A 13,095-nucleotide genomic window follows, 5' to 3' on the forward strand; every position below is an offset into this window, starting at 1 on the left:
TTTTTGTAAGGGGAAATCCGTGAAACCTGCTGCTCGTCGCCGCGCCCGTGAGTGTGCTGTCCAGGCACTCTACTCCTGGCAGTTGTCCCATAACGACGTCGCTGATGTCGAATACCAGTTCCTGGCGGAACAGGACGTTAAAGATGTTGACGTCGCGTACTTCCGTGAACTGTTAAGCGGGGTGGCGACTAACAGCGCGTATCTCGACGGCCTGATGAAGCCGTATCTGTCCCGCCTGCTCGAAGAGCTGGGCCAGGTTGAGAAAGCGGTACTGCGTATTGCGCTGTTCGAACTGTCCAAACGTTCAGACGTGCCGTACAAAGTGGCCATTAACGAAGCTATCGAACTGGCGAAAACGTTCGGCGCTGAAGATAGCCATAAGTTCGTTAACGGTGTGCTTGATAAAGCCGCCCCTGTGATTCGTCCTAACAAAAAATGATCCTCAAGCCGGAGTGGAGTGCGATGTCAAACCGCACGCTGCCCGGCTTTTTCTTTTCTACGCTGAGGCATAACGTATGGCATGCGGCGAATTTTCCCTGATTGCCCGTTATTTTGATCGTGTCAAAAATGCACGTCGCGATGTTGAAACCGGCATTGGCGATGATTGTGCACTGCTCAATGTTCCTGAGAAACAGACGCTGGCAATCAGCACTGATACCCTGGTATCAGGCATCCATTTTCTTCCTGATATCGACCCTGCCGATCTGGCCTATAAGGCGCTGGCGGTAAACGTAAGCGATTTGGCTGCGATGGGCGCGGATCCGGCATGGCTCACGCTGGCATTGACGCTTCCGGATGTTGATGAAGCCTGGCTTAAAGCCTTTAGCGACAGCCTGTTTGAACAACTCAATTATTACGATATGCAGCTTATTGGCGGCGACACCACCCGTGGCCCGCTCTCAATGACGCTGGGTATTCACGGCTATGTGCCGGTTGGCCGAGCGCTCAAGCGCACCGGTGCAAAGCCGGGTGACTGGATTTACGTGACCGGTACGCCAGGAGACAGCGCCGCCGGGCTGGCTATTTTGCAGGATCGTTTGCAGGTGAAGGATGCCACGGATGCCCGTTATCTGCTGCAACGCCACCTGCGCCCCATGCCGCGTGTGCTGCACGGTCAGGCGCTGCGTGGTCTGGCGACCTCCGCAATTGATCTTTCTGACGGACTGATTTCCGATCTCGGGCATATCCTCACCGCAAGCGAATGCGGCGCGCGTATTGATCTGGACGCACTACCTTATTCAGAAGCGATGAAGCGACATGTGGATGCGGAGCAGGCGCTGCGCTGGGCGCTGTCGGGTGGTGAAGATTACGAACTGTGCTTTACCGTACCGGAGCTTAACCGTGGTGCGCTTGAGGTCGCGGTCGGCCATCTTGGCGCACCGGTGACCTGCATCGGCCAGATGAGTGCGGATGTAGACGGTATACATTTTACTCGTGACGATAAAACCGTGACGCTTGACTGGAAGGGATACGATCACTTTGCCGCTCTTTAAGAAAGACATTGCCAAAAGCCGTCTCAAAATGAGTAACCCGTGGCACCTGCTGGCCACAGGATTTGGTAGCGGGCTGAGCCCTGTCATACCCGGGACGATGGGGTCGCTTGCGGCGATCCCCTTCTGGTACCTGATGACACTGCTCCCCTGGCAGCTCTATTCCTTACTGGTTATGTTGGGAATCAGCCTCGGGGTTTACCTCTGTCATCAAACCGCGAAGGACATGGGTGTTCACGACCACGGCAGTATCGTCTGGGATGAGTTTATCGGTATGTGGATAACCCTGATGGCGTTACCGACCAACGACTGGCAGTGGGTTGCTGCGGGATTTGTCATTTTCCGCATTCTTGATATGTGGAAGCCGTGGCCGATTCGCTGGTTTGACAGAAACGTGCATGGTGGGATGGGTATCATGGTTGATGATATTGTCGCCGGGATTATCTCCGCAGGTATTTTGTATGCGGTAGGACATCACTGGCCGCTGGGGCTCATTTAACCCGTTTCCCTCTCCCGCCGGGCTGAAGAATTCCCAGTAATATGACGTTTTGCAGCGATATCACAGTCCCATGAGAATAAAACCGTCACCGCGATGACAGGGTCCGGCTGAAAATCGATGAGGCGTTGACGGCTGACCGGGGCCGCCCGCAGGGAAGCGGGCGGAGGGGATAGCCTGCAGGGAGGCAGGCTGGTCCCCGACCCGATAGTCAGACGACATAAGACGACAAAATTGCCGGGAGCGATTTTGAATAGCGCCTGCGCTAGCCCTGAAAGGGTGAGCCCCAGGGATGGGGCGAATAATGCCGCGAAGCGGCGATTTTCCTTGCCGGGAGCCCGGGTCGCCAGGGTGGTGGCGGTGAACCACCCTGGCACGTTCACGGGTTCTGTCGCTACAGACATGCAAGGAACATAAGGTGAACGGAATGACCACAAGAGCCGCATGTTCCCCTCACCCTGGCCCTCTCCCCAAAGGGGCGAGGGGACTTTCCGTGCTCGTATTATTTTGTGGGGATCTCTCAGCCCTGAGGGAGAGGGAAACAGTGCCTGTCAGGACTATTTAAACCCGACCACCGGATGCTGCTTATACGGGGTTTCCATCTCGGCAATCTGTTCTGGTTTCAGCGTCAAATCGACTGCCTGCAGTAACTCCTCAAGCTGTTCTTCGCGCGACGCACCAATGATGGGGGCGGCGACACCCGGCTTGCTTAACAGCCATGCCAGCGCGACCTGAGCGCGTGTCGCGCCGGTTTCATCAGCAATGGACTCCAGACGTTCGGCGATTTGCGCGTCGTTTTCATCGTGTTCGTTATAGAGATTTCTGCCGACTTCGTCCGAGACAAGACGGGCGGTGGTTTCACCCCACGGGCGGGTCAGGCGGCCTCGCGCCAGCGGGCTCCACGGGATAACGGCAATGCCTTCCTGATAACAGAGCGGCAGCATGTCCCGCTCTTCTTCACGATAAATCAAATTGTAATGATTCTGCATGGTGACAAACTGCGCCCAGCCGTGCTGTTTCTGCAACTCCAGCGCCTGAGCAAACTGGCTGGCATGCATTGAGGATGCGCCGATATAACGTGCTTTCCCGGATTTAACCACCTCATTGAGCGCGTCCAGCGTCTCTTCAATCGGCGTATTGTAGTCCCAGCGGTGGATTTGCAGTAAATCAACGTAATCCATACCCAGACGGGTGAGGCTGTCGTCAATGGAGCGCAGGATCTGGGCGCGGGAAAGCCCCTCGGTCAGGGTACCGGACGGGTAATAGACTTTAGTGGCGACGACCACCTCATCCCGGCGGGCGAAATCACGCAATGCGCGGCCGACAATCTCTTCACTGCTGCCGTCGGAGTAGCTGTTCGCCGTATCAAAAAAGTTGATGCCGCCGTTTAAAGCATGCTGAATAAGCAGACGGCTGCTCTCTTCCGGTAGCGTCCAGGCGTGATTTCCCCGGTCAGGCTCGCCAAATGTCATGCAGCCAAGGCAAAGGCGGGAAACGTTAAGGTCGGTTTTTCCTAATGTGTTGTATTGCATGCTTCCACTCCTGCATATACTCGTCCTGTTTCACGTTGCAGGGACAGGGTCTGGGCCAGCTCTCCCGGTCACATCGCACTCCATGCTCCCCGGAAATAACTGGCCTGCCGCCTTTCTGTAACGCTAACTATTTAGAGTAGGATTATAAAGTTACCCTTAAGCATAGCAGGAGCGGTAAAGGAGGCTATGCGAGCCAGCGTCGGATGTGAGATTCAATGCCTGCGGCATCCAGTCCAATCTCAGCGCGGGCTTCATCCTGGGTTCCCTGGGGGATGAAGAAATCTGGAAGACCCAGATTCAGCACTGGCACCGGTTTACGATGGGACATCAGCACCTCGTTAACGCCGCTGCCTGCGCCGCCGATAATGGCGTTCTCCTCAAGCGTTACCAGGCATTCATGGCGTGCGGCCATTTGCAAAATCAGCGTGGTATCCAGCGGTTTTACGAAACGCATGTCGACCAGCGTGGCGTTCAGCGCTTCAGCCGCTTTCCTGGCTTCAGGCAGCAATGTACCGAAGTTAAGGATGGCAATTTTTTCGCCTTCACGTTTCACCACCCCTTTGCCCAGCGGCAGTTTCTGCAACGGGTCGAGAGTCACACCGACCGCGTTACCGCGCGGGTAACGCACGGCGCTCGGGCCATCATTGTAGTGATAGCCGGTAAACAGCATCTGGCGGCATTCGTTCTCATCGCTCGGCGTCATGATGACCATCTCCGGTATGCAGCGCAGGAAGGAGATATCAAATGCCCCCTGGTGGGTCTGCCCGTCAGCACCGACAATGCCCGCACGGTCAATAGCAAAGAGCACCGGCTGTTTCTGGATGGCGACGTCGTGAATCACCTGATCATAAGCGCGCTGCAGGAAGGTGGAGTAAATTGCCACAATCGGTTTGTAGCCGCCAATCGCCAGCCCGGCGGCAAAGGTGACGGCGTGCTGTTCAGCGATGGCCACATCAAAGTATTGATCCGGAAATTTGCGTGAGAACTCCACCATGCCGGACCCTTCACGCATGGCTGGCGTGATCGCCATTAGTTTGCTGTCTTTGGCCGCCATTTCGCACAGCCAGTCGCCAAAGATTTTGGAGTAGCTCGGCATGCCGCCGCTGCTTTTCGGCAGCGTTCCGCTGGTAGGATCGAACTTCGGCACCGCATGGAAGGTGATGGGATCTTTTTCCGCCGGCTCGTAGCCACGGCCTTTTTTGGTCATTATGTGCAGGAATTGCGGGCCTTTCAGACCGCGCATGTTTTTCAGGGTATGCACCAGCCCCAGCACATCATGACCATCAACCGGACCAATGTAATTAAACCCAAGCTCCTCAAACAGCGTCCCCGGCACGACCATGCCCTTAATGTGCTCTTCGGTACGTTTGATTAGCTCTTTGATGGGAGGAACACCGGACAGCACTTTTTTGCCACCTTCACGCAGGGTGGAGTAGAGCTTGCCGGAGAGCAGCTGCGCCAGATGGTTGTTCAGTGCGCCAACGTTCTCGGAAATCGACATTTCATTGTCATTAAGGACGACCAGCATATCGGGGCGGATGTCCCCCGCATGGTTCATCGCTTCAAACGCCATTCCGGCCGTGATGGCGCCGTCGCCAATGACACACACCGTGCGGCGCTGTAAGTTTTCTTTCGCGGCGGCAACGGCAATCCCGATACCGGCGCTAATAGAGGTGGACGAGTGGCCAACGCTTAAAACGTCATACTCGCTTTCACCTCGCCAGGGGAATGGGTGCAGGCCATTTTTCTGCCGGATAGTATCGATACGATCGCGACGACCGGTCAGGATCTTATGCGGATAAGCCTGATGACCGACGTCCCAGATGAGTTGGTCAAAGGGGGTGTTGTAGACGTAGTGCAGTGCCACGGTTAATTCCACCGTGCCAAGCCCGGAGGCGAAGTGCCCGCTGGAGCGGCTCACGCTGTCGAGCAGGTAGCGACGCAGTTCGTCGCATAATTTCGGCAGGCTCTCTTTTGGCAGTGAACGCAGTTCCGCAGTGGAATCGACCAGCGCCAGCGTCGGGTATTTGGCTATATCAAAACTCATCAGAGACTCATTGTCATGTGGTCATTATTTATCACGCTGGATTATGTAATCAGCCAGTGCTTCCAGTGCCGTTGTATCCAGCGATTGCGCAGCCAGCAGCTCTAGCGACTGGCGAGCCTCTGCAATCAGATCGCGGGCTTTTACCCGGGCTTGCTCGAGGCCCAGTAATGCAGGGTAAGTACTTTTACCAAGTTGTTGATCGGCACCCTGGCGTTTTCCAAGGGTCGCAGTATCGCCGACAACATCCAGTATGTCATCCTGAACCTGGAACGCCAGGCCGATGCATTGCGCATAGTTATCAAGCACCGGCAGCCAGACCCGGCCCCTTGCTCCGGCGGTAAGCGCGCCCATTTTCACCGCGGCACGAATCAGAGCGCCGGTTTTATGACGGTGAATCTGTTCAAGGGCCTGTAAATCAACAGACTTGCCCTCGGCGGCTAAATCCAGCGCCTGCCCGGCACACATGCCCGCTGCGCCGCTGGCGAATGCCAGTTCACGCACCATCGCCAGACGGTCTTCAGCCATCACCTCCTGCATCGGCGCATCGCTGAGAATCGAAAACGCCAGCGTTTGCAGCGCATCGCCTGCCAGAATCGCATTCGCTTCGCCGAACCTGATGTGGCAGGTCGGCTGACCACGGCGTAAATCGTCATCATCCATGGCGGGCAGATCGTCGTGAATCAAGGAGTAGGCGTGGATGCATTCAACGGCCGCAGCCGGTGCGTCCAGGGTTTCGCGGCTGACGCCAAACATGCTTCCCGTGGCGTAAACCAGAAAAGGTCGCAGGCGCTTGCCGCCCAATAATGTGCCATACGCCATCGCATCAACCAGTGGAGAGTTCTGAAAGGGCAGGGGAGCGATGAACCGACGCAGGGCGTCATTGGCGTGCTCAACACACGTCTGTAACTGTTGGTTAAAGTCCATTTAATCGTTATCCGGAGTAAACGGCGTTAAGGGCGCTTCCTCATTCCCGGACAGCAAAATCTGTACGCGCTGTTCCGCCTGCTGAAGTTTGGCCTGCCCCTGACGGGCGAGTTGAACGCCACGTTCAAATTCATTGAGGGCATCTTCCAGCGGAAGGTCGCCACTTTCTAAACGGGTAACAATCTGTTCCAGCTCGTTTAATGCGGTTTCAAAGCTGGCGGGTGCGTCTTTTTTCTTTGGCATAATGACTGTCTGACTCTCATTGTGTTCCGACCTCATTATGTTAGCGAAGTCGTGAGGCTTAGCAAATAACGCGCAATGGTCATGCAAAATACACAGGAGCGTCGCGATGGTGGTATACTTCCGCGCCTGGATGCAGCCGCAGGTGTGGGCTGCTGTATTTTTTTCTGAGAAGCCCAACCGGGCTTGCCAATGAACCCTTGCCGCCATGAAGTTTATCATTAAATTGTTCCCGGAAATCACCATCAAAAGCCAATCTGTGCGTTTGCGCTTTATTAAGATCCTTACCGGGAATATTCGTAACGTTTTAAAGCACTACGATGAGACCCTTGCGGTCGTCCGCCATTGGGATCACATTGAAGTTCGCGCAAAAGACGAAAATCAACGTCTGGTGATCCGCGATGCACTGACCCGTATTCCGGGTATCCACCATATTCTGGAAGTGGAAGATGTGCCTTTCACCTCCCTGCACGATATCTTCGAAAAAACCCTGGAAGCCTGGCGTGAAAAGCTGGAAGGGAAAACGTTCTGCGTGCGCGCAAAACGTCGTGGTAAACACGAATTTAGCTCTATTGAAGTTGAACGCTACGTCGGCGGTGGGCTGAATCAGCATATCGAAACGGCCCGCGTGAAGCTGACTCACCCGCATATCACCGTCAATCTGGAAATCGAAGACGATCGCCTGCTGCTGGTGAAAGGCCGTTACGAAGGTATTGGCGGCTTCCCGATTGGGACCCAGGAAGATGTGCTGTCGTTGATTTCCGGTGGTTTCGACTCCGGCGTCTCCAGCTATATGTTGATGCGTCGCGGCTGCCGCGTGCATTACTGCTTCTTCAACCTTGGCGGTGCCGCCCATGAAATTGGTGTGCGCCAGGTTGCGCATTATCTGTGGAATCGCTTTGGTAGCTCACACCGCGTGCGTTTCGTCGCCATTAACTTTGAGCCAGTGGTGGGCGAAATTCTTGAGAAAGTCGATGACGGCCAGATGGGCGTGGTTCTCAAGCGTATGATGGTGCGTGCCGCTTCTCAGGTGGCAGAGCGCTATGGCGTACAGGCACTGGTTACCGGCGAAGCGCTGGGTCAGGTCTCCAGCCAGACGCTGACCAACCTGCGTCTGATTGATAATGTTTCTGACACGCTGATCCTGCGCCCGCTTATCTCTTACGATAAAGAGCATATTATCGATCTGGCCCGTGAAATCGGCACCGAAGATTTCGCCCGTACCATGCCGGAATATTGTGGCGTCATTTCTAAAAGCCCGACCGTGAAAGCGGTTAAGGCTAAAATCGAAGCTGAAGAAGCCCACTTTGATTTCTCTATCCTCGATAAGGTCGTTGCTGAGGCCACTAACATTGATATTCGTGTTATTGCCGAGCAGACCAGTGAAGAGGTCGTTGAAGTCGAGACGGTGAGCGGTTTCGGTGCGAATGACATGCTGTTAGATATCCGCTCGATAGATGAACAGGATGCCAAACCGTTGGAAGTCGAGGGCATTGAGGTGGTTTCACTGCCGTTCTACAAACTCAGCACCAAATTTGGCGATCTTGATCAGAGTAAAAACTGGCTGTTATGGTGTGAGCGCGGTGTGATGAGCCGTCTGCAGGCGCTTTACCTGCTGGAGCAGGGCTTTAAAAATGTGAAGGTTTATCGCCCGTAGTGATAGGGCCGGATGGCATGACACCGCCATCCGGCACAGTAAGTCTCACTCTTCGAAGTAGTAGTTATAAATCCCCGCCGGTATCACCAGCTGTTTTGCCACTTCATGCGCTTTCTCGTGCCCGACCAGTACATCAATAATCTTCAGCGCAAAATCGATTGCGGTTCCCGGTCCCTGACTGGTGATGAGCTTCACGCGTGGGTCCCAGACAACGCGCTTATCCTGCCACTGGCCTTCAGGGATCTTCTCTTTTAGCGCAGGAAACCCGGTCATATTGCCTATGGGAAACAGGTCATGGGGCACCAGCACCGTGGCGGCGGCCGCGCAAATGGTGGCCACGACGCGACCGGAGAGATGAAACTGCCTGACGGTTTCGACCAGCAGCGGGTTGTCGCGAAAATTTTCCGCGCCTTTGATACCGCCGGGTAACACAATCACGTCAAAATCCCCGTCCGCGACGGCGACCAGCGGGGCATCAGCAAGCAGTTTCACGCCGCGCGAGCAGGTAATGGTGAGGTCACCATCGCTGGCAACGCTTGCCGTGGTGACGGTAATTCCTCCACGAACTAACAGATCAATGGTAGTGACCGCTTCGGTCTCTTCGCTACCAGGGGCGAGACATACCAGAGCTGACGCGCTCATACTCACTCTCCTTGCGTTTTATTAAATCATAGAGGCGGGCATTTTCCGGCACTGCAATGCCATGTGCCCTGGCGCGCCGAAGCAGATAACCGGTAATGTAATCGCATTCGGTGTGCCGCATTGCCCGAATATCCTGCAACATCGAGGAGACATTCTCCGACGTGCTCTCAATAATCTGATAAACATAGTCCAGCAGTTCGTCGGCGGAAATATGATGGCCTTCCCGCTCAATGACGGCTGCCACTTCATGGGTCACTTTTCGTATTTCGTCCGGAAAATCCCGCAGTTCGCCATTTTTGCACTCCTGCAGCGCAGTGATGGGGTTAATGACGCAGTTGACCGCCAGCTTGCGCCACAATGCCGGGCGAATGTTGTTATGCCAGGCAACATCCGGAAGCACCTCCTGCAGAATCTCCGCCAGGTAGCTGAAATCACCATCCTGCTGGCGGCCAGGGCCGATATGTGTCGTGCCGCTGGCAACGTGCACTATAACGTTGCCATCCCGGCGGGCCGCGTGAGTGGTGGTGCCAATCAGCAGGGGCTGTTCGAGATTTTTGAGTTCATCGACAGTCCCCATTCCGTTATGAATGAGCAAAATGGGTGCGGTTTTGGGTAAGATACTGGCCGCACTTTTAACGGCATTAGAGACTTGCCAGGCTTTGAGCGTGACCAGTAACAGATCGCTGTGTGCCAGAAACTCCGGATCGTTTGCCGTCAGAGACTCGTTAAAAATGGTGCCTTCTTCATCGACCACGTTCACACTGCAAAAGGGCTGAGGAACACGTAACCAGCCCTGAACCTCATGCCCATGCTTGTGCAGCGCAGTCAGCCATAACTGGCCTAACGCACCGCAGCCAAGTACGGTAATTTTCATTTTTCCTCCTCACCTGCAACTGCGCCAGGTGCTACTGCTTTCAGTATAGCGCCGTCGTGGAAGCTTCCGGCCATTACAAGTTGAGTTATGCTTAGTTGCGGGTATTATGCATCGCAATAAACACTGAGGGAGAAGAAAAGATGCCATCTTTCGATATTGTTTCTGAGGTAGAACTTCAGGAAGTCCGCAACGCGATCGAGAATGCGACTCGCGAACTTGAGACTCGTTTCGATTTTCGCAACGTTGAAGCCTCTATTGAGCTGAACGAAAAGAATAAGACCATCAAAGTGCTCAGTGAGTCTGATTTTCAGGTGAATCAGCTGCTGGATATTTTGCGCGCTAAGCTGCTAAAACGCGGCATTGAAGGTACTTCGCTGGAGGTGCCGGAAGAGTTTGTGCACAGTGGCAAAACCTGGTTTGTGGAAGCCAAACTCAAACAGGGCATTGAGAGCGATGTGGCGAAGAAAATCGTTAAGCTTATCAAAGAGAGCAAACTGAAAGTGCAGACCCAGATTCAGGGTGAAGAGCTGCGCGTAACCGGTAAAGCCCGCGATGACCTGCAAGCCGCAATGGCGCTGGTACGCGGTGGCAATCTCGGCCAGCCGTTCCAGTTTAAAAACTTCCGCGACTGACCGAAGATAAATAAAAAGCGGGCCAGCCCGCTTTTTTTATACCCCTTTGATAGCCTGCTCGACCTCAAAGCGGTTAGTGACTTTACTGTCGATTTTTACATAGGCGCTGCGCTCTTGTGCGACCACCAGCACATCATTGATGCCAGCCGCTGCGCGTAAGCGCTGTTCCAGTGCCGCATCAAGCACCACATCGTCAGGAATTTCGATGCGCAGGCTGCTGACATACGGGGGCTCCTGCATCGTGCTGGCCACCAGCAGCCAGACCATCGCCAGCAGCGCGCCGGCCAGAAATACGGTTTGTGAATCGAACCAGCCGTCCACCCAGCCGCCCAGTGCGCCACCAATGGCTACGCCAATAAACTGGCTGGTGGAGTAAATGCCCATCGCAGTACCTTTGTAGCCTGCCGGCGCTTCTTTGCTGATAAGGGAAGGCAGGAGCGCTTCCATCAGGTTGAAGGCGACAAAGAAAATCTGTACTCCCAGCACCTGTTCCCAGAAGTGCGGTCCCGCTCCCCAGAGCACGATCTCCGCAATCAGCAGCAGCGCTACACAAAACAAGAACACGCGCTTCATGCGCCGCTTAACTTCAGCATAAATGATGAAAGGCACGACCGACACAAAGGACACCAGCATGGTGAACAGATAAATTTTCCAGTGATTGGCTGCGGCGAAACCGGCGGCCTCAAGCTGACCGGGCAGGGCAACAAAGGTCGACATCAACAGGATGTGCAGACACATAATGCCAAAATTCAGTTTGAGCAGCCGGGGGCTTGCAATGACCTGGCTAAAGCAGCCTTTGACCATTCCAGAATCCCGGTTCAGTACGTGGTGCTCGCTGTTGGGGACGACCCATAGCGTTAACAGAATGCCCGCACTTGCCAGGGCTGCAATCATCCAGAACAGGGCGTGCAGACCGAGCTGGTGGGTAATGATTGGCCCCAGTACCATTGCGATAGCGAAGGTGACGCCGAAGCTGACGCCAATAAACGCCATTGCCTTGGTACGGTTTTGCTCACGGGTTAAATCAGAAAGGAGTGCCATCACGGCGGCCGCAATGGCCCCCGAACCCTGCAAGGCCCGCCCCAGAATAATTCCCCAGATGGAGTCAGAAAGCGCCGCAATCACGCTGCCCAGGACAAAAATCGCCAGCCCTCCAATAATCAGCGGTTTACGACCAATACGGTCAGAGAGCAAACCGAAAGGAATCTGGAATACCGCCTGCGCCAGGCCATAGATGCCAATGGCAAGGCCTATTAAGGCTTCACTGGCACCCTGTAAGGCCATGCCGTACGTGGTCAGAACGGGCAGGACCATAAACATGCCAAGCATGCGCAACGAGAAAACAGTCCCTAAACCCCAGGTTGCGCGCAACTCGCCTGGTGTCATTTTATTATCGTTCATTACCACCTCATTTCGAATGCAGGCCATAGTGTAGGCGGGGTGGTGTACACGGTAAACAGATGTTTGTTTAATAGTTATTACAAGGCTGTAACGGCGCAGTGAGACCAGTGGCCTTCCTGGTGGGGATTACTGGCGAGTGCGTGTTATCAGGCGCATATTGACCCGGATGGTCTCTTTCACCGGGTTGCCTTCAATGGCAGATTGCATCACCTGGAAAGCATTCTCAGCCCAGGTGTCTTCGTCCTGCTGCATCGACCAGACGTTGTTGGCGAGAAAACCTAACATCGGGTGTTCGTCAAAGGTACCTATGTTGATGTCGACAGGAATGATCCCCAGTTTGGCGCGAATAGCGTGAATCGCCCCTTCAAGCACCGGCAGTGACGAGGCAATAAACGCCTGCGGCACGCCGTGCTTTTCGATGAGTTGCATCATCAGGTGATGCCCTTCTTCAGGGGAATTCTCCGGTCCTTCGCAAACCCACTGCTGGTGGTCGATACGGCTCTCTTTGAGCGCCGTCAGGTAGCCCTGTAAGCGGTCGTTAATACTGGGCAGGGCGGTATCGCCTACCAAAAACCACACCGGCGTTTTACCTGTTGCCAGCAGGCTGCGGGTCAGGGTTTCACCGCCATCGGTGTTATTACTTTCCACCAGAGCGTTATCCGTAAAGCGAAAATCCCGGTCCAGCAGCACCAGTGGTTTTTTTACCTGCTGCAGGTGATGCTGCTGGTTTTCCAGTGTTGAAGGCACAACGAAAAGACCGTCGACATTCCTTGCCATCATGGCGTGAACGAGCTGATTTTCATAATCCACATCGTCGTACGAGCAGCTGATCGCCAGTTGATAACCTGAGCGGCGACAGCGTAACTCGAGCTTCTCTGCCAGGGTGGCAAAGAAGACATTCGAGATGTTAGGAACAATCAGCCCGAGTGTCTCCGTTTTGTTGAGCTTGAGGCTGCGTGCCGAATGGTTCAACGTATAGCCATAACGCTCGACGTGTTCATTGATGCGTGTCTGCGTTTTCTCACTGATACGATACTGCTCTGCCTTACCTCCCAGCACCAGACGTACCGTGGTGATGGACAAGTTCAGATCGTTGGCTATCTGTTCAACGGTTTTTGCCATCTCCCGGCACCTCATTCCCATCCAAAAAAGAAAAACAT

At 54.6% G+C, this 13,095-nt stretch carries 13 protein-coding genes; 5 read left to right on the forward strand and 8 right to left on the reverse strand.

Annotated features, from left to right (window positions below):
* Positions 1-19 precede the first annotated feature (19 nt).
* The 3 genes from nusB to pgpA all read left to right on the forward strand — a co-directional run bounded on the left by nusB (position 20) and on the right by pgpA (position 1,989).
* The gene (nusB, locus tag M1D91_RS05120) at positions 20-439 is read left to right on the forward strand and encodes a transcription antitermination factor NusB (protein ID WP_437433775.1); all 420 of its coding nucleotides are present in this window, start codon (positions 20-22) and stop codon (positions 437-439) included.
* 76 nt (positions 440-515) lie between these two features.
* Positions 516-1,493, forward strand: a complete 978-nt coding sequence (gene thiL, locus M1D91_RS05125) for a thiamine-phosphate kinase (protein ID WP_437433774.1) — start codon at positions 516-518, stop codon at positions 1,491-1,493.
* A gap of 28 nt (positions 1,494-1,521) precedes the next feature.
* Entirely contained in the window at positions 1,522-1,989 is a 468-nt protein-coding gene (gene pgpA, locus M1D91_RS05130; RefSeq protein ID WP_457976049.1) for a phosphatidylglycerophosphatase A, read from the forward strand.
* A 554-nt stretch (positions 1,990-2,543) separates the two neighbouring features.
* Here the strand turns inward: pgpA and M1D91_RS05135 are convergent.
* The 4 genes from M1D91_RS05135 to xseB all read right to left on the reverse strand — a co-directional run bounded on the left by M1D91_RS05135 (position 2,544) and on the right by xseB (position 6,732).
* Positions 2,544-3,518: an aldo/keto reductase gene (locus M1D91_RS05135; RefSeq protein WP_437432458.1), complete on the reverse strand. Its 975-nt coding sequence runs from the start codon at positions 3,516-3,518 to the stop codon at positions 2,544-2,546.
* Between the two features lie 184 nt (positions 3,519-3,702).
* Positions 3,703-5,565, reverse strand: coding sequence for a 1-deoxy-D-xylulose-5-phosphate synthase (gene dxs / locus M1D91_RS05140; RefSeq protein WP_437432459.1), 1,863 nt, complete (start codon positions 5,563-5,565; stop codon positions 3,703-3,705).
* Positions 5,566-5,589: 24 nt separating this feature from the next.
* Positions 5,590-6,489 (reverse strand): (2E,6E)-farnesyl diphosphate synthase, encoded by a 900-nt coding sequence (gene ispA, locus M1D91_RS05145; RefSeq protein WP_437432460.1) that lies wholly within the window; start codon positions 6,487-6,489, stop codon positions 5,590-5,592.
* The gene (gene xseB / locus M1D91_RS05150; protein WP_437432461.1) at positions 6,490-6,732 is read right to left on the reverse strand and encodes an exodeoxyribonuclease VII small subunit; all 243 of its coding nucleotides are present in this window, start codon (positions 6,730-6,732) and stop codon (positions 6,490-6,492) included.
* 205 nt (positions 6,733-6,937) lie between these two features.
* Here xseB and thiI point away from each other — a divergent pair, with 205 nt between their 5' ends.
* Positions 6,938-8,386, forward strand: coding sequence for a tRNA uracil 4-sulfurtransferase ThiI (gene thiI, locus M1D91_RS05155; RefSeq protein ID WP_437432462.1), 1,449 nt, complete (start codon positions 6,938-6,940; stop codon positions 8,384-8,386).
* A 45-nt stretch (positions 8,387-8,431) separates the two neighbouring features.
* Here thiI and yajL read toward each other — a convergent pair whose 3' ends face one another.
* Positions 8,432-9,028, reverse strand: coding sequence for a protein deglycase YajL (yajL, locus tag M1D91_RS05160; RefSeq protein ID WP_437432463.1), 597 nt, complete (start codon positions 9,026-9,028; stop codon positions 8,432-8,434).
* The gene (panE, locus tag M1D91_RS05165; protein ID WP_437432464.1) at positions 8,991-9,902 is read right to left on the reverse strand and encodes a 2-dehydropantoate 2-reductase; all 912 of its coding nucleotides are present in this window, start codon (positions 9,900-9,902) and stop codon (positions 8,991-8,993) included. The genes yajL and panE overlap by 38 nt, the downstream gene beginning before the upstream one ends.
* 140 nt (positions 9,903-10,042) lie before the next feature.
* On the opposite strand from panE, the gene M1D91_RS05170 reads away from it, so the two are divergent.
* Positions 10,043-10,534 carry a YajQ family cyclic di-GMP-binding protein gene (locus tag M1D91_RS05170; RefSeq protein WP_437432465.1) on the forward strand — a complete coding sequence of 164 codons (492 nt, stop codon included), beginning with the start codon at positions 10,043-10,045 and terminating at the stop codon, positions 10,532-10,534.
* 36 nt (positions 10,535-10,570) lie between these two features.
* Here M1D91_RS05170 and M1D91_RS05175 read toward each other — a convergent pair whose 3' ends face one another.
* Together M1D91_RS05175 and M1D91_RS05180 are read right to left on the reverse strand one after the other, a co-directional pair.
* On the reverse strand, positions 10,571-11,935 hold the full coding sequence (locus M1D91_RS05175) for an MFS transporter (protein WP_437432466.1): 1,365 nt from the start codon (positions 11,933-11,935) through the stop codon (positions 10,571-10,573).
* Positions 11,936-12,061: 126 nt separating this feature from the next.
* Positions 12,062-13,057 (reverse strand): LacI family DNA-binding transcriptional regulator, encoded by a 996-nt coding sequence (locus tag M1D91_RS05180; protein WP_437432467.1) that lies wholly within the window; start codon positions 13,055-13,057, stop codon positions 12,062-12,064.
* Positions 13,058-13,095 lie beyond the last annotated feature (38 nt).

This window comes from Enterobacter sp. SA197, from assembly GCF_054131575.1.